This is a genomic window from Shinella sp. G-2, assembly GCF_050172695.1.
Lineage (GTDB): Bacteria > Pseudomonadota > Alphaproteobacteria > Rhizobiales > Rhizobiaceae > Shinella.
Map to the genome: position 1 here is coordinate 26,223 of NZ_JBBEYH010000010.1, position 22,548 is coordinate 48,770.

Genomic DNA, 22,548 nt, shown 5'->3' on the forward strand with positions numbered 1-22,548 from the left:
AATCCGGCGGCGGGATCATCCCGCCGCCTTGATTGCTGTTGTGGCTGGCAAACGCGGCGTTCGCCAGCACCGGCTTACTTGATCTTGATTTCCGACAGCTGGAGCGTGCCGTTCGTCGCCATGGTCGGCTTGAAATCGAGGCGTTCGGAAACGCGGGAGAAGCCGACCATGTGGAACAGGAGGACGTCGGCGACGACCTCGTCATGCACATAGGCGATCACTTCCTTCCACAGCTTGGCGCGTTCCTCGCCCACGGCGGCCGAAGCGCGCTTGATCAGGTCGTCGACCTTCGGGTCGGAGAAGCCGGACTGCGTGCCCTCGGTCGCATATTTGAAGAACATCGAGAACGACGGATCGCCCTTCGCGTTGTCATGCATGGCGGCGACGATCTGCGGGCCGCGGCCTTCCTTGAAGGGCTTGGAATAGTACTGCTCGTGCTCGGCGACCTCGACGAATTTCAGTTCGACCTTGAAGCCGACATCCTGAAGCTGCGCCTGGATGGCTTCCATGATCTCGGTGACGTTCGGGAAGTTGGCCGAACGGGCGATGATGGTGATCGGCGTGTCGACCTTGACGCCGGCGGCCTTGGCTTCTTCCAGCAGCTTCTTCGCGCCTTCGGGGTCGAAGGGGAAGACCTTGACGTCGGGGTTCCAGCCGAGCGTCGGCGGCGGCACGATGGCCGTCGCCAGCAGCGCGCCCTCGGGAACCAGCGTGCCGATAAAGGCTTGGCGATCGATCGCAAGGTTCAGCGCGCGGCGCACCCGCACGTCGTTCAGCGGCTCGATATTGTGATCGATGCGCAGGTACACCGTCTCGCTGTCGAGATAGGAGAAGTCGGTCGCCGGGTTGGTGGCGTCGAGCTGCGAGATGGACGGCGAGAGATCGGCTTCGCCGGTCTGCACCATCGCGGCGCGAACGGACGGATCGGCGCGGAAGAGATAGGTCGCCTCCGTCACTTCCGGCTTCTCGCCCCAGTAGTCGTCCCGGCTCGTCAGCACGATCTGCTGGCCGGGCGTCCAGTTGGTCAGCTTGTAGGGGCCGGTACCGACCGGCTCACGCACGAATTCGAGCGGCGTTTCCTCGGGTACGATGGTGACGAGCGACATCAGCAGCGGCAGGATCGGCTGGGCCGGATCGGCCTTGAAATCGATCGTGTAGTCGTCGACGATCTCGGGCGTTACCGTCATGCCGCCGAAATAGCGGCGCGATTCACAGGCGTTCTTGTCGCTCATGATGCGGTCGAAGCTGTGCTTGACGTCCTTCGCATCGAAGCCCGTGCCATCGGAGAACTTGACGCCCTGGCGCAGGTGGAAGCGCCAGCTTCCGCCGGCGTTCTGCTCCCACTTTTCGGCAAGGCGCGGCATGACGCCCTTGTCGCCGCGCACGTCGAGCTCGGTCAGCGTCTCGCTGACATTCTGCATGATGACGCGGCCGATATTCGAGCGCGTCGCCATGCAGGGCTCCAGGAGATCGGCCTCCTCGGGCAGGACGATCTTGATGGGGCCCGACCCGGCGAAAGCGGGCGACAAGGCGGAGCCCAGCATGAGGGCACCCAGGACAAACATTCTCTTCACGGCATTTCCTCCCTAGTGAATTTCGTTCAGGCAGATGTCGGTTTTCCGGATCGCGCGGCGATCAGCGCCGCGCAACAGATGAGCCCGCCGCCGCAAAGCGTAGTGAGGGCGATGTTTTCACCGAACAGTGCGAACCCGCCGAGCGCCACCAGCGGCAGGCGCAGGAAATCGACGGGGGCGACGATGGTGGCGGGGGCGAGCGAGAAGGCATGGGTCATCATGCCCATGCAGGCGGCGCCGACGACGCCTTGCAGCGCCAGAAGCCCCATCTCCTTCGAGCCGGGCATCGTCCAGAAGGGGACGGCGAAGAGCAGCGCGATCGGCACGGTCAGAAGCAGGTTCCAGATGACCAGCGTCGCGGTCCCGTCGCCCTTCGACATGGATTTCAGGATCAACTGGATGGCCGACTGAAGCACCGCGCCGGCAAGCGCGAGCACAATGGCGAAGCTGAAGCCGGTGCCGGACGGCCCGATGACGAACAGCGCACCGACGAAACCGACCACGACCGCGACGATCATGGCCGGCCCCGGCCGCTCGCCGAGGGTCAGCGCCGCGCCCAGCACCAGGAAGATCGGTGACGTAAAGGCAATGGCCGTCACGTCGGCGAGCGGACCGGCGCTGAAGGCGGCGAAGAAGGCAACCATGGCCAGCAGCTTGAAGCCAGCGCGCACCGCATGCTGGCGCAGCGGATGCGTCGAGCGCAGCACACCGGGGCGCAGCACGATCCAGGGCAGGAGAACGAGCGCGCCGAAGAAGGCGCGGAAGAAGCCGATGACGAAGGGATGAACGGCGCCATCGAGGGCGCGAACGATCACCGCGTCGGTCGCCGCAAGGATCGCAGCGCCCACCGCAAAGATGACGGCCGCCCTGGCCCGCTCCTGCCCGCCGAATACCGGCATGAAACCCTCCTCCCAGCATCCTCTCGCCGGCTGGCCCAGACAATCTCCTTTTCCGACAAGTTTGTCAATTTCTTTCGCAATGTAAAATCATACGTTTTAATTTCGAGATTATAAATGCCATAAAAACAATATGTTAATCTTCATATCCGTCTCGATTACCAAATCAAGTAACATTCTTAAACTTGACAACTTTGGAAATTTTGCGATTTTCGAAGGCCTGCAGGAGGAGCCAATGAATCCAGAAGAAATAGCCAGCACCATGAATGGCCTGCTCACGACCGTCGCGCCCGGCCGCATGGAAGCCCTGCTGTCCTCGCCGATGATCCAGAACCATGCCGCTTTCCTGCACCTGCTTTCCGACGGTGCGCTCGCCTGTGCCTGGTTCGGCGGCACGCTGGAGGGCAAGTCCGACATCTCGATCTTCGCCTCCGTCCTGCCACAAGGCGCGGCGCAATGGGGGCCGCCGCAGCGCCTGAGCTTCGACCCCGCCCATTCGGAGCAGAACCCGGTGCTCTTCACCGCGCCGGATAGCCGGCTCTGGCTCTTCCACACCTCGCAGCCCTCCGGCAACCAGGACGAATGCCGCATCCGCATGGCCGAAATCCGGCGCGGGGCCGATCCCCTGACGCTGACCGCCGCCGAAGGCCGCTATCTCGACCTGCCGCGCGGCTGCTTCGTCCGCGCACCGGTGACGCTGCGCGACGACGGGGCCTGGCTGCTGCCGATCTTCCGCTGCATCCAGCGCCCGGGCCAGAAATGGAACGGCAGCCACGACACGGCCGCCGTCGGCGTCTCGCTCGACCAGGGCGCGACATGGCGGCTGGACGATCTCGATCAGTCGATCGGCTGCGTGCACATGTCGCCCGTCCCGCTTGGCGAGGGCCACCTCGCCGCCTTCTTCCGCCGGCGTCAGGCCGACTGGGTCTACCGCACGGAAAGCCGCGACGGTGGCCGCTCCTGGTCGATACCGGCGGCCAGCGACGTGCCGAACAACAATTCCTCCATCGCCGCCGTCCGGCTTCGGGACGGACGGGTCGCGATGATCTGCAACCCCGTCAGCGCCGCCCAGTCGGCGGAGCGGCGCGCCTCGCTCTATGACGAACTGGGCGAGGACGACAGCCGGCCCGACGCGGACCCGGCCGGCGGCTGCGTGCCCGTCTGGGGCGTTCCGCGTGCGCCGGTCGCGCTCTGCCTTTCCGAGGACGGCGGCCGGACCTTCCCCATCCGGCTGCTGGTCGAGGACGGGCCGGGCACCTGCCTTTCCAACGACTCGACCGACGGCCGCAACAAGGAAATGTCCTATCCCTGGCTGCTGGAGGGACCGGACGGCACCCTGCACCTCGCCTACACCTATCACCGCCGCGCCATCAAATATGTCTGCCTCTCCCCCGGCTGGGACGGCGCCGACGCACGGAGAATTTCATGAGCAGTATCATCGGCATAACCATGGGAGATCCGTGCGGGGTCGGCCCGGAGATCTCGGTTCGGGCGCTGGCCGGCATGTCGCCGGAGGAACGCGACGCGACCCGCATCTACGGCAATCTCGCGACGCTCGAAGCGGCGCGGGCGGCGCTCGGCATCGATATCGACCTCACGCCCCATGTCGTCGATCTTCCCGTCGAAGGCGCTCCTCTGCCCTGGGGGCAGCTCAGCCCGGTCGCCGGCGATGCGGCCTTCCGCTTCATCGAAAAGGCGGTGCAGGACGCGCAGGCCGGCACGATCGGCTGCATCGTCACCGCGCCGATCAACAAGGAGGCCCTGAACCTTGCCGGCCACCACTATGACGGCCATACCGGGATGCTGCGCAGCCTTACGGGCGCCAAGGCGGCCTATATGCTGCTCGCCTCGGACCGGCTGAAGGTCATCCACGTCTCCACCCACGTCTCCCTGCAGGAGGCGATCCGCCGCGCAACGACCGAGCGCGTGCTGGCGACCATCCGCGCGGGCGACGCCCATCTCAAGCGCATCGGCTATGCCGCGCCGAAGATCGCGATTGCCGGCATCAATCCGCATTGCGGCGAGAACGGCCTGTTCGGCACCGAGGACGACGATCAGATCGCGCCGGCCGTCGCCGCCGCGCGCGCCGAAGGTATCGACGCGCACGGCCCGATCTCGGCCGACACCGTGTTCCACCGCGCCTATTCCGGCGCATTCGACCTGGTCGTGGCGCAGTACCATGACCAAGGCCATATCCCGATCAAGCTCGTCGCCTTCGATACCGCCGTGAACGTCTCGGTGGATCTCCCGATCGACCGCACCTCCGTCGACCATGGCACCGCCTTCGATATTGCAGGCAAGGGCATCGCCAATCACGGCAACATGAATTCCGCCATCGCCTATGCCCGCAAGCTGGTGGCCGGCGGCGCAAAGCGAGGATGACGCCATGACGATCGCTCCCATCACCCTTCACCAGCCGCGCCGTCTTGCCGTCGGCGCAGGCACGATCGCAGAGGTCGGCGCCTGGGCGGCGGACGCCAAGTCCGTCCTCGTCATCGCGACGCCGGTCACCGTCGGCTTTGCCGACCGGCTGAAACTGTCCGGGCGCGTCGCCACCTTCGACGCCATCCCCGGCGAACCCGACATCGCAACGCTCGAGGCAGCCCTCGGCGCAGCGCGCCAGACCAGACCCGACCTCATCGTCGGCCTCGGCGGCGGCTCGGTGCTCGACGTCGCCAAGCTCGTCGCCGTGCTGTGGGACAGCGAACAGACGCTTGCCGATGTCGCCGGCCCGAACCGCGTCGCCGCCCGGCGAACGCGGCTCGTCCAGGTGGCGACCACCGCCGGCACCGGCTCGGAGGCGGGCATCCGCTCGCTGATCACCGATCCGGAAAAGGGCAGCAAGATCGCGGTCGAAAGCCCGCACATGATCGCCGATTTTGCCGTGCTCGATCCCGAACTCACCTATTCCGTACCGCCGGCCGTAACCGCCGCGACGGGGGTCGATGCCATGGCGCATTGCGTGGAAGCCTTCACCAACCGCCGCGCCCATCCGATGATCGACGGTTTTGCCCGCATGGGCTTCCGGCTGGTCGGCAAGTATCTCGCCCGCGCCGTGAAGGATGGCACCGACACCGAGGCGCGCGAGGGCCTGATGCTCGCCTCCTATTATGGCGGCATCTGCCTTGGGCCTGTGAACACGGCGGCGGGACATGCCATCGCCTATCCGCTCGGCACCAGGCTGCGCCTGCCGCACGGACTGGCGAATGCCGTCATCTTTCCGCATGTCCTCGCTTTCAACCAGAAGGTAGCATCGGACAAGACCGCGGAAGTGGCCGCGGCACTGGGCCTTGGCGAGAACCTCTCCGCCGGCGCGCTGCTGGACACCGCCTGTGGTTTCTGCCGGGAGCTCGGCATCGAAATGTCGCTGGCCGCCCATGGCGCGAAAGCCGACGACCTGCCGCTCTACGCCAGCGAAGCCCATGCCAACCGGCGGCTGATGGACAACAACCCCATCGACATGAGCGTCGAAGAGGTGCTCGGCATCTACAAGGCGGCCTTCTAGAGTTTGTCAGGGAAAAGTGGGAACCGGTTTTCCCGAAAAGACAAACGAAAACAAAAGAATTTAGAACACGCCTCACCGAAGCGGCATCGCTTCGGCGCCGGAGAATGCGCAAAACCCCGGCACTACAGGGGTATTCCGTTCGAGCTACCTGGTGGCCTGGAACAGGCGGTCCCGCGAACCGGTGAGGTGCTCGAGCATGAGCTGGCGCGCCTTCAACCCGTCGCGGGCGACGATGGCGTCGGCGATCGCTTCATGCTCGGCGAAGACGCGCGTCAGGCCGGCAGCCTCGCGCTTGACCGAGGCACCATGGAATTTCATGCCGACGGCGATGTGGTCCTTCAGCGCTTCCATGGCGGTGAAGAAATAGCTGTTCTGCGCGGCGCGGGCGATGGCGAGATGGAACTGGAAGTCCGCATCCTCGCGGTGGGACTGCCGGTTGGTGGCGTCCCGCATCAGTTCCAGTGCCTGGCGGATGGCGGCGAGCGTCGCCGCGTCATGCCGCTCGGCCGCCGCGGCCGCCGCGGCCGGCTCGACGGTCAGGCGGAACTCGTAGCAGTTGAGAAGATCGGCGACATTTTCGAGTTGGCCGAAGCCGAGCGGTTCGCGCATGCCGACGGCGCGCACGAAGCTGCCGGCGCCGCGCCGCGAATAGATGAAGCCCTGCTCGCGCAACCGGCGCAGCGCCTCGCGCACGATCGGCCGGGACACCTCGAATTCGATCGCCAGGTCATGCTCCGTCGGCAGGCGCTCATCCGGCTGGTAAGCGCCCGACTTGATGGCCCGGTGCATGCGCTCGAAGACGAGATCGCCGAGGCTCTTGCGTGCTGTTCCGTTCTCCAGTCCCATCTGTCATCCCGTCTTCCGGAGGATCCTGTCCGCGATCTGCGTCAGCGTGTCCGGCCCACCGAATCCGCCCGATTTCGCGATGATGCAATGTCCTTGCGCATGCGCCAAGCCCAGCCCCGGCAGGCACTCGCCCATGAGGCGGAAGCGCTCGATTCCCATCCTTGCCAGAACGGCTTCGGCCGTTGCCCCGCCGGAAAGAAGCAGGATCGATGCGCCCTCGGTCAAGGTCGGGCAGACGCTTTCGGCAAGCGCCTGTGAAACCATGTGCCCACTTGCCTCCGCCGCGCCAGGCACCGCCTGGACCAGCGTGAGCGGACTCTCGTCGGGCTGCGCATCGGAAAGCACGCCGTTCGGCGCGGGCAGGTAGCGCGGGTCGCCGGCGGCACGCAACGCGTCAATCTGGGCAAGCGTGATCGGATCGCGCGAACCGATCACGAACAGGCCGCGTCCCGGCGGGATTGCCGCGAGGCCGGGCGCCCTCCCGTCGCTCATGCGCGCGGCGAGCGCATCGGCAAGGCCCCGCGCGCCGATGAGAAGGTCGATACCCGGGATATCGAGGACCGCATCCATTGCGCTCTGGGTCGGCGTATCCGGCACCACTGCGCGCGCGGCGTGCGTGCCCAGCCGTTCAGCGACCGAGATCGGCACGTCAACCCCGAAACCCTGGACATGACCGTCCAGAACCACCCGGCCGAAATCCGGAATAGCCGGTGCGACCAGCGCGGAACGATAGCGCATCGCATCGAGCTCCGTTGCGATGTGCCCCTTGAGCCGTGAATCGACCTTTTTGAACAATCGTGCTGCCGGTGGAAGGGCAGCAAGCGCGGCGACCGTCCGCCGACGCGCCGCATCCGCGTCGATTTCGCGGGACGCGAGATTCACCGCCAGCACATCCGGTTTCTCCGAAACCGCTTGCGCGATGACCTCGATCGACAGCGCCACCTCGACATGGAAACCACGGCTGGCGAAGGGAGCGGCAGCGTCGAGCGTTCCCGTCAGATCGTCCGCTATGAGCACCAACATGCCGCCACCTCGAATTAGTTGTTATCTTTATAGCGGTATTATCGATTGAAATACCAGTATAAAATTCAAAGTTTGGACAAACTCCGCATAGTTCGTGGCTGTAGCTTGGGCAGTTCCCACCCCAGGTCGATCTGGGTACGCGATGATGATATTCGGGCTGATCGGGTTCACGGGATATCGTTGGCTGGCCGGCCCGGTGCACATGTCCGGCTGCCGCGCTCGCGGACGATGGTCCGCGGGCCGATACGCCGCCAGGTGTTGCGGGGCGCTACCGCGCCGGTCGCTTGATCTGGCTTGCAGCGACCGTCCTGTTGCGACCTTCCGCCTTGGCGGCGAGCAGGGCGGCATCCGCGCGGGCGAGAAGGGTTTCCACCGACCCATCCGCGGGCGAGGCCGAAACGCCCACCGAAACGGATACCATGCCGAGGATCTGCCCCGCATGGGAGAGCGCCGCGCCGCTGATCTTCTGCCGCAGCGTTTCCGCCAGCTCGATTGCCTGTTGCTCGCCGAAGGACGGCAACAGGGCGGTGAATTCCTCGCCACCGAAACGGAAGGCGTCGCCCGCCGTCGCGCAGGTGTCGCGCAGCGTCTGCCCGACGAACTGCATCACGAGGTCTCCGGCGTCATGGCCGAACTGGTCGTTGAAGCGCTTGAAATGGTCGATGTCGATCATCAGGCAGGCAAGCGGTTCCCCGCTCCGTTCCCCGACATGTCTGCGCAGCGCCTCATCCAGGGAGCGGCGATTGAAAAGCCCCGTCAGCGGATCGCGAGCGGCAAGGGCCGTCAGCTTTTCCCGCAGTTGCAGGTTGGCGATGGCAAGGCCGACATTCTCTGCAATCAGTTCGAGATAGAGCCGCGGCCCCGCAGGTCCCAGCGCGTCCTCCTGCCGTTCCTCCAGATAGAGAAGCCCGATCATGTCGCCCTGCGCGGTCAGGGGAACACAGAGCGCGCCGACACCGGGCGGATCGAGATGCTGGCAGGGCACGTCCACGCCGTCGTCGCTGCTGCGATGGGCGCGGCCGCGCCGCAAGCCCCAGCATTCGGTGGCCGGGAACGCCGCCGCCGAGTGCCGCGGCTCGAGCCATGCCCCGGCCCGCGCCAGCGTGGTATTGCTCTCGTTCAGGATATAGAGGCCGCCGGCAAGGCCGGGAAAGATCTCCGGCGAGAAGCGGACGATCACATCGGTCAACTCGGCCTGGTTCTGGCAGGCCTGGACCCGGTGCATCATCTGCAGGATGAGGTCCTTGGTATGCTGGTCGGCCCTGCGATCCGCATCGAGCTTCTCGCGTTCGATGAGATTGGTACGGAAGATCTCGATCGCCTCGTTCATTTCGCCGATCTCGTCCGCCCGCCGATCCAGCGGCACCTCGACGGTATAGTCCTGTCTGGCCAGCCGGCTGACAATTCCCGTCATCCGCCGCAGCGGCATCGCCACGCGCCGCCGCAGGACGAAATACAATACGGCGACGAACAGGGCTCCGGTAACCGCAAGCATGACCTTGGCGGCAAGGCTCCACCAGTCGCTGCGCGCACGGGCCCTTTCGAGATTGGATTGTGTGCGTGTTGCCGTCAGGTCGCGGAAATGGGCGATCGTCGTGAGAAGCGCGCTCTGGAGCCGCTCGTGTTCGGGGCCGAACAGCGCCGCCTGCGCGCCCGCCTTGTCGCCGCGCCGATAGGTTTCGATCGCTTCCGCCTCGATCTTGTCCAGGCCCTCCACATCCTTGACGATATCCGTCAGCACGGCCGCTTCCACCGGCTCCAGCCCGCGGGCAATGAGCTTGGCGGCGACCTCTTCCCGGCGCCGCTCCGTTTCCTCGTCCGCATGAAACGCCTGGAGGTGGCGCTCCTCGCCGCGCATCACGTAAAGGCGCGCCTCGTCGCTTCGGACCTCGGCGCCCAGCGCCAGCTCCTCGGCCAACGTATCGAGCGCGAGATGCTCCTCGACCGCGGCACGCTCCTCGAGCGCGCTCCGGGACGACAGGATGAACGACGCGCCGGAAAGTGCCGTCAGGACGACCGTGATGCCATAGGCCCAATTGGTGATGGTGGTAATTCTCATCCCCTGACAATGCCACCTTCTGCTTGAGCGAGGATTAAGGAGAGGCCTTTTGCCGATTCGGCAACATCTCGCATCAATTCGCCCTTAATCCGGAAATTTTCGGCACGATTGGCACGCTACGGCTGAAATATTCTTGACATAATTCCGTTTCGGAAATTTACTTCCCGCAGTTGGCCGAAATGGAACCGCCCCATGACACAGCGCTACGTCGTCGACGATCTGGACCGCGAGATCATCCGCTACCTTTCCGAGGACGGGCGCCTCTCGGCAGCCGAGATCGCCGGCCGGATCGGCAGCGTGTCCGAACGCACCATCCGCAATCGCATCGCCGCCCTGCTGCAGGCGAAGATGATCGTCATCGGCGCCATCCCCGATCCCGTGGCGCTCGGGCGCGATGTGCAGGTCGAACTTCTCATCGAGGTGGAAGCAGGCAAGCTCGAGGACGTCGCCATCCAGCTCGCCGAATATGACGAGATCGGCTACCTCGCCGCGACCAGTGGGGCGGCCAATCTCAGCGCCTCGCTCTTCGTCGCCGATCATGCGGCGCTTCTCGAATTCATCGATCAGGAACTGGGCAAGCTGCCCGGCGTCAAGCGCGTGACGACCTCGGTCGTCCTGCGGCTCTACAAGGTATTCGGCACGAGGACGACCGCGATCAGCCGCGGCACGGATCTCGGCGGCAAGAAGAAAGGATAACCCATGCTGCGCATTGGGGTGGATGTGGGCGGGACCAATACGGACGCGGCGCTGCTGCGCGGCACCGAGGTTCTGGCAACGGTGAAGTCCTCGACCACGGCGGACGTGACCTCGGGCGTCGGCGCCGCGATCCGCACGGTTCTGGCCGAAGCCGGCATCGATGCGGCCTCCGTCGATGCCGTGATGATCGGCACGACGCATTTCCTCAATGCGGTCGTCGAAGGCCGCCATCTTGAAAAGGTCGGCGTCCTGCGGCTTTGCGGCGCGGCGACGCGCTCGCTGCCGCCAATGATCGACTGGCCCGATACGCTGCGTTCCATCGTCGAGGGCGGCGCGGCCATGGTGGGTGGCGGCGTGAACTACGATGGCTCCGAAATCGCCCCGCTCGATAGCCACGCCGTCCGCGCCGCCTGCCGAGAATGGCGTGCCAAGGGCATTTCGGCGGTCGCGATCTGCTCGGTCTTCGCCCTGGTCGACCCGCGCATGGAAAACGAGGCGGCCGACATCGTCGCCGAGGAAATGCCCGACGCCGCGATCAGCCTGTCGCACCGTGTCGGGCGAACCGGCCTCCTGCCGCGCGAAAACGCCACGATCCTCAATGCGAGCCTGCACAAGCTCGGACACGAGACGGTCGACGCCTTCCGCGCGGCCTTTGCCGCGCTCGGCCTCGCTTGCCCGCTCTACCTCACCCAGAACGACGGCACGCTGATGGCCGCGGACTTCGCCGAGCGCTATCCGGTCTTCACCATCGCCTCCGGCCCGACCAATTCCATGCGCGGCGCGGCCTTCCTCACCGGCCTCTCGGACGCCGCCGTGATCGACATCGGCGGCACCACCACCGATATCGGCATGCTGGTCGCCGGCTTCCCGCGCACCCGCAGCGAGGGCGCGATGATCGGCGGCGTGCCGACCAATTTCCGCGTGCCGGATGTCTATTCCTTCGGCCTTGGCGGCGGCAGCATCGTGCGCTCCGGCCCGCCCGCGACGGTCGGCCCGGATTCCGTCGGATTCCGCCTGCCGGAAAAGGCGCTGTGTTTCGGCGGCGACACGCTGACCGCGACCGACATCGCCGTGGCGGCGGGTCTCGTCGACCTCGGCGACCGCAGCCGTCTCGGCCACATCGCACCGGACTTCGCCCGGCAGATGCTGGCGCAGATGAAAGCCAGCATCGAGACGGTCCTCGACCGCATGAAGCCGAGCGCGGAGCCGATCCCGGCCATCCTCGTCGGCGGCGGATCGGTCCTTGTGGAAGGGCTGCTGGAGGGCACATCGGTATCGCTGAAACCGGAGCATTTCGGCTCTGCCAACGCCATCGGCGCGGCCATCGCACAGGTTTCCGGGGAAGTGGACAGCGTCGTTTCGCTGGAAGGCACGACGCGGGAGCTCGCGCTGGACTCCATCGTTGCGGAAGCGCGGGCCCGTGCCGTCGAGGCCGGCGCGGCGCACGAGACGGTGACGCTCGCCGAGATCGAGGAGACGCCGCTGGCCTACCTGCCCGGCAATGCCGTGCGCATCGCGGCGAAAGTCATTGGAGAACTCAGGGCATGAAGTACTGGTCGCTCACCGAAACGGATATCGACCGCATCGCCATCGGCTGCGGCATCCTGGGCACCGGCGGCGGCGGCAGCACCTATCACGCCTCGCTGCGCGCCAAGGCGTTGTTGCGCGAGGGCAAGCGCATCCGCATGGTGCGGCCCGCCGACATGTCGCCTGACGCGCAGATCATCGGCATCGGCGGCATCGGTGCGCCGACGGTCGGCATCGAAAAGATCGCCGAAGGCGCCGAGGGCGTGCGACTGCTCCACGCGCTCGAACATCATATGGGCCGCAAGGTCGACGCCCTGCTCGGCGACGAGGTCGGCGGCGGCAACGGCCTTTCGCCCATGCTGACGGCCGCCATGGTCGATCTGCCGGTGGTGGATGCGGACGGCATGGGCCGCGCCTTCCCCGAAGTGCAGATGACCACCTTCTTCATCCACGGCCAGCCGGTGCAGCCGGCGGCGCTCGCCGATGCCGACGGCAACGTGCTGATCGTCACCGAGGCGACCACGCCGAAGATGCTGGAAAAGCTGCTGCGCGCCAGCACCATCGCGATGGGCTGCACGGCGCTGATGACGACGGCGCCGATGAGCGGCGAGTTCGTGCGTCGCTTCGGGGTACCGCACACGACGAGCCAAGCCTGGACCCTGGGCGACGCCGTGCTGAACGCCCGCGCCGCCAAGGAGGACCCGGTGGAAGCGATCCTCAGGCAATCGGGCGGCGTGCGCCTGCTGCGCGGCAAGGTCACCGACATCGCCCGCCGCATCACCGCCGGCTTCAACCGCGGCACGCTCACCGTCGCCGGGCTCGACGCGGACGCGGGCCGGACGATCGCCATCGAGATCCAGAACGAATACCTGATCGCCCGCGAGGGCGAGGACATCATCACCATGGTGCCGGACCTGATCTGCATCGTGGATTCGGAAACCGGCCGCGCCATCGGCACGGAGGAGCTGCGCTACGGCCTGCGCATCGACGTGCTTTCCATGCCGGCGCCGGTGCTGCTGCGCAGCGAGATCGCGCTCGAATCCGTCGGCCCCCGCGCCTTCGGTTACGATTTTGACTTTGTGCCGGTGGGCATATCCGCCGATGCGCCGCCGGTGCCCCATTACAGAGAAGACGCCTAATCGTCCGGACCCCAACCTCCACGGGAGAACGAAATGAACCGCCGCAATTTTCTGAAGACGACAGCCCTCGCCGCCCTTGCCGCCGCGGGCACCCGCTGGAACTTCGCCATGGCAGAGGGCACCGGCAGCATCTTCACGCTCGCCTGCCCGACGAGCTTCCCCGACCTCGACCCCGCCACCTCGTTCTCCAACGACGGCGCGGTCCTCGCGAACGTCTATGAGGGCCTCGCCCGCTACATTCCGGCCACCGACACGGCGGAAGCGAAGATCGAACCGCTGCTCGCGACCGGCTGGGAGGTCAGCGCCGATGGCAAGACCTGGACGTTCACCCTGCGCGACGGCGTGACGTTCCACGACGGCAGCCCGCTCACCTCTGAAGCCGTCAAGGGTTCGATCGAACGCACCCGGAAGATCGGCGGCGGCGCGTCCTTCATCTGGGGTCCGGTGACTTCAATCGAAACGCCCGAGCCGTTGAAGGTCGTCTTCCAGCTCTCCGAGCCGCAGCCGCTCGACCTCATCGCCTCGGCGGGCTTCGCCGCCTGGATCTACGCACCGTCCGTCCTCGACAAGGACAACGCCTGGTTCAACGCCGGCAATGACGGCGGCACCGGTCCGTTCAAGATCAGCCGTTACGAGCCGGGCCAGCGCGCCGTGCTCGACCGTGTCGACGGCTATTGGGGCAAGGTGCCGGAAAACGGCTTCAAGACCGTGTCCTTCGAGATCACCGAGGACGCGACGCTGGCCCAGAACATGATCGAAAGCGGCCAGGCCGACTGGACCTACAGCCTGCCCTACGAGAATCTCGAGGCGCTGAAATCCAATCCCGACCTCAACGTCGTCGTCAACCCGTCCTTCGAAACGCTGTTCGGCCTCTACAATGTCAAGCGCGCGCCGCTCGACAAGGTGAAGGTGCGCCAGGCGCTGTCGCTCGCCTTCCCCTATGACGACGTGATCGCGGCCGGCACGAGCGGCTTCGGCACCCGCGCCAAGGGCGTCGTGCCCGCCGGCATCTGGGGCCACGACGCTGCGGCGCCGATCCCGAAGACCGACCTCGAGGCCGCCAAGGCGCTGCTCGCCGAGGAAGGCATCGAGCCGGGCCTCGAACTGACGATGACCTATTCGGCATCCCAGGCCATCGAAGCGGTTGCCGGCGAACTCTGGAAAGCCAATCTGGAGACCCTCGGCATCACGCTGACGCTGCAGCCGATGGCCTGGGAAGCCCAGTGGCAACTCGGCAAATCGGATCCGCAGGCCGCGCAGGACATCTTCGTCATGTTCTGGTGGCCGACCTTCGTCACGCCCTACGACTACCTCTTCAACCTGTTCCACAGCGAGGAGAAGCCGAACTTCAATCTCGGCTACTATTCCAACCCCGAGGTGGACGCCAGGATCGACGAGGCGGCAAAGCTCTCCGGCACCGACCGGCCGCGCGCCGAGGCCCTGTTCATCGAGGCGCAGCGCAAGGTGATCGAGGATGCAGCGGCAGTCTTCATGCTGGACCAGCCCAACGTTCACATCATCCGTGCGGATATCAAGGGCTATGCCGACAATCCGGCCTACGGGCACATCACCTTCATCAACGAGCTGAGCCGGTAGGGCGCGCGGGGGTCTGATGGAACTTCTGCGCTATATCCTGCGCCGCACGGTGCTCTCCGCCTTCGTGGTGGTGGGCGTGACCTTCCTGGTCTTCGTGGTGGCGCAGGTCGTTCCCTCGGACCCCGCCGCACTCTATGCCGGCCCTCGTCCCACGGCCGAACAGATCGAGAAGGCGCGTCAGGAGCTGAACCTCGACGCGCCCCTTCCGGCCCGTTTCGCGACCTTCGCCGTCGCCATGGCCTCCGGCGATTTCGGCATTTCCTATAAATCGCGGCGCCTCATCGCCGAGGATCTGCGGGCCTACCTGCCGGCGACCCTCGAACTTGCCGTCTTCTCCACCGGCCTTGCGCTCCTGATCGGCATCCCGCTCGGCGTCGTCGCCGCGGCCCGGCAGGGCCGATGGCCGGACAGGATCGGCAGCTTCGGGTCCATCGCGGCCGTCGCCATGCCGACCTTCTTCCTCGCCATGATCCTGCAGCTCGTCTTCGCGCAATGGCTCGGCGTCCTGCCGCTGTCCGGGCGCCTGTCGCGCGAAATATCGATCTCCGCACCGCTGCCGATGGTGACGGGTTTCAACATGATCGACGCGCTCATCGCCGGCCGTTTCGACGCCTTCGGCGATGCCTTCGCCCATCTGATCCTGCCGGCGCTGACGCTGGCCTCCTATCCGGCCGGTGTCGCCATGCGGCTGACGCGCTCGGCCATGATCGAGATCCTCGAGCGCCGCCATGTCGTGGCCGCCCGCGCGCTTGGCCTTTCCGAGCCGCGCATCCTCTTCGGCCACGCTCTGCCGAACGCCATGGGGCCGGCACTGACGGTGATCGGCCTTTCCTTCGCCTATGCGCTGACCGGCGCGGTGCTGGTCGAGATCATCTTCGCCTGGCCGGGCCTCGGCCGCTATGTCTCCGAAGCGATCCTTGCCAAGGACTTCCCGGTCATCGCCGCCGTCACCATGGTGGTGACGATCTGCTATGTCGTGATGAACCTCCTGATCGACATCGCCCAGGCCCTGGTCGATCCACGGGTGGCGCTGTCATGAAGAAACTCGTGCAACGTCTCGGCTGGCCCGGCACGCTCGCCCTCGCGGTCGTCATCCTCTTCGTCCTCGTCGCGATCTTCGCACCCTGGATCGCGCCCTATCCGGCGCAGGGGGCCGGCGCGCCGAATGTGGTCGCCAAGCTTTCCCCGCCGTCTGCCGACTACTGGCTCGGCACGGACCATCTCGGCCGCGACATCCTCAGCCGCATCATCTACGCCACCCGCATCTCGCTGACGAACGGCGTGCTGATCGTCGCCTTCTCACTGCTCATCGGCCTGCCGGTCGGGCTGGCGGCCGGCTATTTCGGCGGCTGGATCGACGAAGCGCTGATGCGCGGCACGGATGTCTTTCTCGCCTTCCCCGCCCTGCTGCTCGCCGTGTTGATGGCCGCTGCCCTCGGGCCGGGTTTCCTCAACAGCGTCATCGCCGTCGCCGTGACCTGGTGGCCCTGGTATGCCCGCCTCGCCCGCGCCGAGGTGCTTGTGCTGCGCGGCCAACCCTATGTGGAGGCCGCCCGCCTTGCCGGCGTCTCGCATCCGCGCATCATTATCCGCCACATCCTGCCGGCGACGGGCCGGCCGCTGACCGTCCAGGCCGCGCTCGACGTCGGCCCGGCGTTGCTGACCGCCGCCGCCCTCTCCTTCCTCGGCCTCGGCGTGCTGCCGCCGACCGCCGACTGGGGCCAGATGGTCGACGCCGGCCGAAAATTCTTCCCGGCGCGCTGGTGGTATTCGGCCATGCCCGGCATGACCATCTTCATCGTCGCGCTGGCCTTCAGCGTGCTTGGCGATGCCCTGCGCGACCGCAAGGGAGGTTCTGCCCGTGCCTCTGCTTGACGTTCGCAATCTCTCCGTCAGCATTCCAACGCCGGACGGCGACGTCCATGCCGTGCGCGCGGTCAGCCTTGAGATCGAGCGCGGCGAAATCCACGGGGTGATCGGCGAATCCGGTTGCGGCAAGACCATGACCGGCATGGCCACCCTCGGCCTCGTGCCGAAGGGGGCGCGCATAGACGCCGATCGCTTCCACTTCGACGGCGAGGATCTGCGCGACCATGCGGCCCGCCTGCGCGGCCGGCGGATCGGCCTCATCTCGCAGGACCCGGCCGCGGCGCTCAACCCTGTGCTTTGCATCGCCCGCCAGCTCGACGATGTGATCCGCGCCCATCGCGACCTGCCCCGGCAGGCCCGCCGCGCCGAGGCCGCTTCCCTGCTCGCCGCGACCGGCCTTGCGGACCCGGACAAGGTCCTCAAAAGCTATCCGCACCAGCTGTCGGGCGGCATGCAGCAGCGCGTCGTCATCGCACAGGCGCTGGCCACCGGCGCCGACTTCCTCATTGCCGACGAGCCCACCACGGCGCTCGACGTTTCCGTCGGCGCGCAGGTGCTGGCGCTCCTGCGCGGGCTGGTCCGGGACCGCGGCCTCACCGTGCTGATGATCACCCACGACATGGACGTGATCGCGGAGGCCTGCGATCGGGCCACCGTGCTCTATGCCGGCCGGTCCGTCGAGACGGGGCCGGTCGGCGCGGTGCTGCAAAGCCCCGGCCACCCCTATACCCGCGCCCTGCTTTCGGCCCTGCCCGACGCTGCGCCGCACGGTGCGCGCCTTGCCGCTATCGACGGCGCCATCCCGCCGCCGCGCTCGGCCATCACCGGCTGCGCCTTCGCGCCGCGCTGTCCGCAGGCGATGACGGTCTGTTCGGTGACCACGCCGCCGGAGCGCGATCGCGCAACCCATCGCTGGCTCTGCCATCTGCCGGAGGACGCGGCATGACCCCGGCTCCGATCCTCGACGTCGACAGGCTCGTCATCCGCTACCGCGCAGGCCTCTTCGCGTCGCGCCCGAAACCGGCCGTCAACGGTGCAAGCTTCCGCCTCGGAAAGGGCGAGACGCTTGGCATCGTCGGGGAAAGCGGCTCCGGCAAGACGAGCCTGTTGCGCGCCATCCTCCGGCTCCTGCCGGTCGAAAGCGGTGCGATCCGTCTTGACGGACAGGACTGGCTGGCGCTGAAGGGCGAGACGCTGCGCCTGGCGCGCCAGAAGATCGGCGTCGTCTCGCAAAACCCGTTCCTGTCGCTGAGCCCACGGCTGACCATCGAGGACATCCTTGCCGAACCCATGCTGGCGGCGGGGCAGCGAAAAGGCGCCGTCATGCGCGAGAAGATCGCGGCCCTTCTCTCCGACTGCGGCCTGCCGGCCGACTTCCTCGGTCGGCGCGCCCGCGAACTCTCGGGCGGCCAGGCGCAGCGTGTCGCGATCGCCCGCGCCCTGGCGCTGGAACCCGGCCTCCTGATCCTGGACGAACCGACCTCCGCGCTCGATGTCTCCGTGCAGGCGCAGATTCTCAACCTTCTCTCCGACCTCAAGGCGAGCCGCGGGCTCTCGATGCTCTTCGTCACCCATAACCTGAAGGTCGTCGCGCACATCTCCGACACCCTGCTCGTCATGCGTCGCGGCGACGTCATCGAGTTCGGCAGGACCGAGGACGTCATCCGCGCGCCCGCCGAAGCCTATACGCGCGAACTGCTCTCTTTCGGTCGCAATGCCGTTTCCGGGTGATCGGATTTGCGGGGTTCGAGGCCATGGCGGCCAAGGTCGCGGTGAGCCAGGGACGAGCCGAAGCGCGATGCCGTGGCGCTCGCCGCCTCGACGCCGGGAACGACGTCGACGGGGATGTTCTCCCGGTCGAGATGGGCGATCTCCTCTCCGGCACGGCCGGAGCCAGGCGTAAGCCGCACCACGCGCTGGCCGGCCTTGGCGAACCCAACCATCATGGCGTTGATGTTCTCCTGCCGGCCGCTTTCGCGGCCGCCGCGTTGTCTCACCGGCAGGCGCTTCGCTTCCCGGCGCGCCAGTTCCAGCACGTCGGCGGAGACGCGGTCGTCGAAGAGGATGACATCGGCCGCCTGCAACACGCGCACGGCCTTGAGCGTCAGGAGTTCCGCATCGCCCGGCCCCGCGCCGACAAATGTCACGCGACCGATGGCGGGGGCTTCCGCGAGCCGTTCGGCCTCAGCGAGAAGCACCCCGCCCACGCCCTCCTCCGGCGTATCCAGCGTGGAAAAGACCGCATCGGAAAACCGCTCCCAGAAGGCGCGGCGCGGCGGGCCGGGCTGCAGGCGGCGGTTGACCGTCTCGCGCAGCGACTGCGCCAGCGCCGCCCATGCCTTCAGGCTGTGCGGCAGAAGCGTCTCGATCCTGCGGCGGATCGTCTGCGCCAGGATCGGGGCTGCGCCATCCGTCGAGATCGCCACCACCACGGGCGAGCGATTGACGATCGAGCCGAACTGGAACTGACAGAATGCCGGCTTGTCGATGACATTGACCGGCACGCCCGCCGCACGCGCGGCCGCGGAAAATGGTTCCGCATCCTCCTCGCAGTCGCCGACCGCCAGCACCGCGCCGGGAAGATCCGATGGCGCCCAGAACCGGTCGTGTCGCGTCAGTTGTGCGGCCGGATGCTCCGGCCTGCGGATGAACAGCGCCTCGAAAGCCTCGCTGAAGCGCTCCGCATAGACATCGACGCGGGCGCCGCAGGCGGCCAGCAGCTCCGTCTTCCACATCGCGGCATCCGTACCGCCGGCGACGACGACACGCTTACCCTCCAGCGCCCAGAAGACGGGCAGTTTGGCGAGCGGCGCCATGCAGGATTCATTGCGCGGCAGCGGCAAGACATCCATCGACGATCCCCCTGATCTCTGCGCGGCAGGAGCCGCAATTGGTGCCGGCATTGAGCGCCTTGCCGACGGCTTCGACGCTGTGACAACCGCCCCGCACGGCGGCGACGATCTGGTTGACGCCGACGCCGAAGCAGGAACAGACGGTGGCGCCGGGATCCGGTTTGTCCGCACCCGGCCGGCCGGCGACGAGTGCGAACCGCCTGCGCAGGTTGGCGTGTTCGGCGGCAAGCTGCGCGATCGCCCAGTTGCGGGCGACGGCCACGGGCTCGCGCGCCAGGAAGAACGCGGCAAGGAGCCGCGTGCCCTCGAAGAAGGCAAGCCTGACATCGCCGGTCCGCGCATCCGCATAGCCGAGCGGCTCGACATGCGCGGGGATGGCAAGGGTGCGGCGACACCAGTCCGTCCAGGCTTCCACCGGCGCAACGAAGGCCAGTTCCAGCCGCCAGCCGCCATCGGCCCTGGCAACCGCCCAATAGGCTGCGTCCAGCTCGACCGGCTTTGTCCGCGAAACGGCGAAGGCATAGTGCTGCGCCTTGAACCGACGCGCCGCGACAGCGACGTTCTTCGAGGCCGGCTGGCCGGAAAAACGGTCCGTGATGGCAGGCACGACGGCGTCGATGCGCGCCCTTGCAGCGAACTGGTCGTTCCAGTGCATGGGGGCAAAGATGCTGCCCCGCGCCTGGCGCTCGGTGATGAGAGCGCGCACGACCACCCTTCCCTGCGGGCTCTCGATCTCGACCAGCCCGGCATTGCCGACACCGATCTCCATCGCATCGCGCGGATGCAGTTCCGCGAAGGGTTCGGCGATATGGGACGAGAGGCGGGCGCTTTTGCCTGTGCGCGTCATGGTGTGCCACTGGTCGCGGATGCGGCCGGTGTTCAGCGTGAAGGGATGGTCGGCATTCGTGCGGTCGCTTTCCACCGGCTCGACGGCAACGAAACGGGCCTTGCCGCCGGCATGGTAGAAGCCGCCATCGGCGAAGAAGCGGGTTTCCGTAGGCGCCTGCCCTGCCGGCTGCGGCCACTGGAAGGGCGCAAGTGCATCATAGGCATGCTGCGCGATGCCGGCATGCGCGCCGATATCGAAATCCCGGCGGCCGGCGTTCTCGAAAGCCGAAAGGGCCGCATGTTCGGAAAAGATCTTCGCCGGCGCGGTATAGGCGAAGGCCTCCGCAAAACCCATTCGGCGCGCGACTTCGGCAAGCTGCCACCAGTCCGCCCTGGCCTGGCCGGGGGCATCGAGGAAGGCGCGCTGGCGGGAAATGCGGCGCTCGGAATTGGTGACCGTTCCGCTCTTCTCCCCCCAGCCGAGCGACGGCAGCAGCACATGGGCGAGCCGGGCGGTGTCGGTTTGCCGGAGGATGTCGGAGACGGCGACGAAAGGACAGGCCTTGATCGCCGCCGCGACGGCGTCGGCGTCGGGCATTGAAACCGCAGGGTTCGTCGCCATGATCCAGAGCGCCTTGATGCGCCCCTCGGCAACGGCCTGGAAAAGATCGACGGCCTTGAGGCCAGGCTTCTCCGCAATGACCGGCGAAGCCCAGAAGCGCTGCACCCGGTCGCGGTCATCTGCGCTTTCGAGGGTCATATGGGCGGCGAGCATGTTGGCGAGCCCGCCGACCTCGCGGCCGCCCATGGCGTTGGGCTGGCCGGTCAGCGAGAATGGCCCCATGCCCGGCCGGCCGATCCGGCCGGTGGCGAGATGGCAATTGAGGATCGCATTGACCTTGTCGGTGCCCGAGGACGACTGATTGACGCCCTGGCTGTAGCAAGTGACGACCTTCTCGGTCGTCGTGAACAGACGGTAGAATTCGCGGAGCTGCATGGCCGGAAGGCCGGTCCGTTCCAGCACGTCGCGGAAGGAAACGCCCGCGGCGGCCGAAAAGGCTTCGGCAAAACCTGACGTATGCGCGGCCACATAGTTCTGCTCGACGGCATTGTTCGAGACGAGATGGGCAAGCAGGCCGACAAACAGCGCCACATCCGTATCGGGACGGATGGCGAGATGCAGGTCGGCGATGTCGGCCGTCATGGTGCGGCGCGGATCGATGACGACGACCTTCATGCCCGGACGCCGCTGTTTGGCCGCGACAAGGCGCTGGTAGAGCACGGGATGGCACCAGGCGAGGTTCGAGCCGGTCAGGATGACGAGATCGGCCAGTTCCAGGTCTTCGTAGGTTCCCGGCACCGTATCCGAACCGAAGGACCGGCGATGACCGGCAACGGAGGAGGACATGCAGAGCCGGGAATTGGTGTCGATATTGGCCGAGCCGAAAAACCCCTTCATCAGCTTGTTGGCGACGTAATAATCCTCCGTCAGCAATTGGCCGGACACATAGAATGCCACGGAATCGGGGCCGTGCTCGGCAATCGCACCGGCGAATTTCGCGGCGATGAGGTCGAGCGCCGCGTCCCAGGACGCCTGCCGGCCATCGATCTCCGGGTGGAGGAGGCGACCGTCAAGATCGATCGTCTCGGCAAGCGCCGCCCCCTTCGAGCAGAGCCGGCCGTAGTTCGACGGATGGTCCGGATCGCCCTTGACGGAGACGACGCCGTCTTCGGCGACCGTCGCGACGACGCCGCAGCCGACGCCGCAATAGGGGCAGGTTGTCTTGACCGCCTGTTCCATCCTATTCGGCCGCCATCATCAGGCTTTCGAGCGCGATGAACAGTGCGCCGCCGTCGTTCTTGAGCGCGATCGTCTTCACCGCACCCTGGTCCGCACCGAGCGCCTTGCCGGTTTCGAGCGAGATGACCCAGTTGTGCAGCGGGCAGGTGACGGCTTTCGCATGGACGATGCCCTGGCTGAGCGGCCCGCCCTTGTGCGGGCAATGGTCCTCGATGGCGAAGACCTCGTTTTCCGCGGTGCGGAACACGGCGATCCTGCCCTGCGGGGTTTTCACGCAGCGCGCGCCGCGCAGGGGAATGTCGGCGATATCTCCGATGGCAAACCAGTTCATGTCCGA

General features: G+C 66.7%; 18 protein-coding genes and 2 pseudogenes. 12 read left to right on the plus strand and 8 right to left on the minus strand.

What is annotated here, in order from left to right; translation table 11 throughout:
- Window positions 1-74 precede the first annotated feature (74 nt).
- Both V8U06_RS16710 and V8U06_RS16715 read right to left on the minus strand, forming a co-directional pair.
- A complete protein-coding gene (locus V8U06_RS16710) occupies window positions 75-1,565 on the minus strand; it encodes an ABC transporter substrate-binding protein (RefSeq protein WP_427141712.1) in 1,491 nt (496 codons plus the stop codon).
- Window positions 1,566-1,600: 35 nt separating this feature from the next.
- Window positions 1,601-2,473: a DMT family transporter gene (locus V8U06_RS16715; RefSeq protein WP_427141606.1), complete on the minus strand. Its 873-nt coding sequence runs from the start codon at window positions 2,471-2,473 to the stop codon at window positions 1,601-1,603.
- Window positions 2,474-2,705: 232 nt separating this feature from the next.
- Between V8U06_RS16715 and V8U06_RS16720 the strand changes: the two genes are divergently transcribed.
- The 3 genes from V8U06_RS16720 to V8U06_RS16730 are packed head-to-tail and all read left to right on the plus strand — an operon-like array spanning window position 2,706 to window position 5,975.
- Window positions 2,706-3,899 (plus strand): sialidase family protein, encoded by a 1,194-nt coding sequence (locus tag V8U06_RS16720; RefSeq protein ID WP_427141607.1) that lies wholly within the window; start codon window positions 2,706-2,708, stop codon window positions 3,897-3,899.
- Window positions 3,896-4,852 (plus strand): 4-hydroxythreonine-4-phosphate dehydrogenase PdxA, encoded by a 957-nt coding sequence (gene pdxA / locus V8U06_RS16725; RefSeq protein WP_427141608.1) that lies wholly within the window; start codon window positions 3,896-3,898, stop codon window positions 4,850-4,852. The genes V8U06_RS16720 and pdxA overlap by 4 nt, the downstream gene beginning before the upstream one ends.
- 4 nt (window positions 4,853-4,856) lie before the next feature.
- Window positions 4,857-5,975 carry an iron-containing alcohol dehydrogenase gene (locus V8U06_RS16730; protein ID WP_427141609.1) on the plus strand — a complete coding sequence of 373 codons (1,119 nt, stop codon included), beginning with the start codon at window positions 4,857-4,859 and terminating at the stop codon, window positions 5,973-5,975.
- Between the two features lie 144 nt (window positions 5,976-6,119).
- On the opposite strand, the gene V8U06_RS16735 is transcribed toward V8U06_RS16730, so the two are convergent.
- The 3 genes from V8U06_RS16735 to V8U06_RS16745 form a co-directional block, all read right to left on the minus strand.
- The gene (locus tag V8U06_RS16735; RefSeq protein ID WP_427141610.1) at window positions 6,120-6,821 is read right to left on the minus strand and encodes a FadR/GntR family transcriptional regulator; all 702 of its coding nucleotides are present in this window, start codon (window positions 6,819-6,821) and stop codon (window positions 6,120-6,122) included.
- A gap of 3 nt (window positions 6,822-6,824) precedes the next feature.
- Window positions 6,825-7,844, minus strand: coding sequence for a four-carbon acid sugar kinase family protein (locus V8U06_RS16740; protein ID WP_427141611.1), 1,020 nt, complete (start codon window positions 7,842-7,844; stop codon window positions 6,825-6,827).
- A gap of 268 nt (window positions 7,845-8,112) precedes the next feature.
- A complete protein-coding gene (locus V8U06_RS16745; RefSeq protein WP_427141612.1) occupies window positions 8,113-9,903 on the minus strand; it encodes a diguanylate cyclase in 1,791 nt (596 codons plus the stop codon).
- Between the two features lie 192 nt (window positions 9,904-10,095).
- Here V8U06_RS16745 and V8U06_RS16750 point away from each other — a divergent pair, with 192 nt between their 5' ends.
- From V8U06_RS16750 to V8U06_RS16790, 9 genes and pseudogenes are all read left to right on the plus strand, one after another.
- Window positions 10,096-10,599 carry an Lrp/AsnC family transcriptional regulator gene (locus V8U06_RS16750; RefSeq protein ID WP_427141613.1) on the plus strand — a complete coding sequence of 168 codons (504 nt, stop codon included), beginning with the start codon at window positions 10,096-10,098 and terminating at the stop codon, window positions 10,597-10,599.
- Between the two features lie 3 nt (window positions 10,600-10,602).
- Window positions 10,603-12,147 (plus strand): hydantoinase/oxoprolinase N-terminal domain-containing protein, encoded by a 1,545-nt coding sequence (locus V8U06_RS16755; RefSeq protein ID WP_427141614.1) that lies wholly within the window; start codon window positions 10,603-10,605, stop codon window positions 12,145-12,147.
- Window positions 12,144-13,265 carry a DUF917 domain-containing protein gene (locus V8U06_RS16760; protein ID WP_427141615.1) on the plus strand — a complete coding sequence of 374 codons (1,122 nt, stop codon included), beginning with the start codon at window positions 12,144-12,146 and terminating at the stop codon, window positions 13,263-13,265. Before V8U06_RS16755 ends, V8U06_RS16760 begins: the two co-directional genes overlap by 4 nt.
- Before the next feature lie 30 nt (window positions 13,266-13,295).
- Window positions 13,296-13,358: pseudogene (locus V8U06_RS16765) on the plus strand (twin-arginine translocation signal domain-containing protein); the annotation flags it as partial.
- A 15-nt stretch (window positions 13,359-13,373) separates the two neighbouring features.
- Window positions 13,374-14,861 (plus strand): ABC transporter substrate-binding protein, encoded by a 1,488-nt coding sequence (locus V8U06_RS16770; RefSeq protein WP_427141713.1) that lies wholly within the window; start codon window positions 13,374-13,376, stop codon window positions 14,859-14,861.
- A gap of 16 nt (window positions 14,862-14,877) precedes the next feature.
- Complete coding sequence (locus V8U06_RS16775; protein ID WP_226922852.1) at window positions 14,878-15,900, plus strand: ABC transporter permease; 1,023 nt, start codon at window positions 14,878-14,880, stop codon at window positions 15,898-15,900.
- A complete protein-coding gene (locus V8U06_RS16780; RefSeq protein WP_427141616.1) occupies window positions 15,897-16,736 on the plus strand; it encodes an ABC transporter permease in 840 nt (279 codons plus the stop codon). Before V8U06_RS16775 ends, V8U06_RS16780 begins: the two co-directional genes overlap by 4 nt.
- Window positions 16,723-17,676: an ABC transporter ATP-binding protein gene (locus V8U06_RS16785; RefSeq protein WP_427141617.1), complete on the plus strand. Its 954-nt coding sequence runs from the start codon at window positions 16,723-16,725 to the stop codon at window positions 17,674-17,676. The genes V8U06_RS16780 and V8U06_RS16785 overlap by 14 nt, the downstream gene beginning before the upstream one ends.
- On the plus strand, window positions 17,673-18,461 hold the full coding sequence (locus V8U06_RS16790; RefSeq protein WP_427141618.1) for an ABC transporter ATP-binding protein: 789 nt from the start codon (window positions 17,673-17,675) through the stop codon (window positions 18,459-18,461). The genes V8U06_RS16785 and V8U06_RS16790 overlap by 4 nt, the downstream gene beginning before the upstream one ends.
- 35 nt (window positions 18,462-18,496) lie before the next feature.
- Here V8U06_RS16790 and V8U06_RS16795 read toward each other — a convergent pair.
- The 3 genes and pseudogenes from V8U06_RS16795 to nirD all read right to left on the minus strand — a co-directional run.
- Window positions 18,497-19,582: pseudogene (locus tag V8U06_RS16795) on the minus strand (SAM-dependent methyltransferase); the annotation flags it as partial.
- Window positions 19,554-22,211, minus strand: a complete 2,658-nt coding sequence (locus V8U06_RS16800) for a molybdopterin-dependent oxidoreductase (RefSeq protein WP_427141619.1) — start codon at window positions 22,209-22,211, stop codon at window positions 19,554-19,556. The gene V8U06_RS16800 and the pseudogene V8U06_RS16795, both read right to left, overlap by 29 nt.
- 1 nt (window position 22,212) lies before the next feature.
- Window positions 22,213-22,542 carry a nitrite reductase small subunit NirD gene (nirD, locus tag V8U06_RS16805; protein ID WP_427141620.1) on the minus strand — a complete coding sequence of 110 codons (330 nt, stop codon included), beginning with the start codon at window positions 22,540-22,542 and terminating at the stop codon, window positions 22,213-22,215.
- Between the last annotated feature and the right edge of the window lie 6 nt (window positions 22,543-22,548).

Excerpts from the sequence above, each read along its gene's own strand:
- V8U06_RS16710 (WP_427141712.1), bottom strand. The coding sequence starts at position 1,565 with ATGTTTGTCCTGGGTGCCCTCATGCTGGGCTCCGCCTTGTCGCCCGCT.
- V8U06_RS16715 (WP_427141606.1), bottom strand. The coding sequence starts at position 2,473 with ATGCCGGTATTCGGCGGGCAGGAGCGGGCCAGGGCGGCCGTCATCTTT.
- V8U06_RS16720 (WP_427141607.1), top strand. The coding sequence starts at position 2,706 with ATGAATCCAGAAGAAATAGCCAGCACCATGAATGGCCTGCTCACGACC.
- pdxA (WP_427141608.1), top strand. The coding sequence starts at position 3,896 with ATGAGCAGTATCATCGGCATAACCATGGGAGATCCGTGCGGGGTCGGC.
- V8U06_RS16730 (WP_427141609.1), top strand. The coding sequence starts at position 4,857 with ATGACGATCGCTCCCATCACCCTTCACCAGCCGCGCCGTCTTGCCGTC.
- V8U06_RS16735 (WP_427141610.1), bottom strand. The coding sequence starts at position 6,821 with ATGGGACTGGAGAACGGAACAGCACGCAAGAGCCTCGGCGATCTCGTC.
- V8U06_RS16740 (WP_427141611.1), bottom strand. The coding sequence starts at position 7,844 with ATGTTGGTGCTCATAGCGGACGATCTGACGGGAACGCTCGACGCTGCC.
- V8U06_RS16745 (WP_427141612.1), bottom strand. The coding sequence starts at position 9,903 with ATGAGAATTACCACCATCACCAATTGGGCCTATGGCATCACGGTCGTC.
- V8U06_RS16750 (WP_427141613.1), top strand. The coding sequence starts at position 10,096 with ATGACACAGCGCTACGTCGTCGACGATCTGGACCGCGAGATCATCCGC.
- V8U06_RS16755 (WP_427141614.1), top strand. The coding sequence starts at position 10,603 with ATGCTGCGCATTGGGGTGGATGTGGGCGGGACCAATACGGACGCGGCG.
- V8U06_RS16760 (WP_427141615.1), top strand. The coding sequence starts at position 12,144 with ATGAAGTACTGGTCGCTCACCGAAACGGATATCGACCGCATCGCCATC.
- V8U06_RS16770 (WP_427141713.1), top strand. The coding sequence starts at position 13,374 with ATGGCAGAGGGCACCGGCAGCATCTTCACGCTCGCCTGCCCGACGAGC.
- V8U06_RS16775 (WP_226922852.1), top strand. The coding sequence starts at position 14,878 with ATGGAACTTCTGCGCTATATCCTGCGCCGCACGGTGCTCTCCGCCTTC.
- V8U06_RS16780 (WP_427141616.1), top strand. The coding sequence starts at position 15,897 with ATGAAGAAACTCGTGCAACGTCTCGGCTGGCCCGGCACGCTCGCCCTC.
- V8U06_RS16790 (WP_427141618.1), top strand. The coding sequence starts at position 17,673 with ATGACCCCGGCTCCGATCCTCGACGTCGACAGGCTCGTCATCCGCTAC.
- V8U06_RS16800 (WP_427141619.1), bottom strand. The coding sequence starts at position 22,211 with ATGGAACAGGCGGTCAAGACAACCTGCCCCTATTGCGGCGTCGGCTGC.
- nirD (WP_427141620.1), bottom strand. The coding sequence starts at position 22,542 with ATGAACTGGTTTGCCATCGGAGATATCGCCGACATTCCCCTGCGCGGC.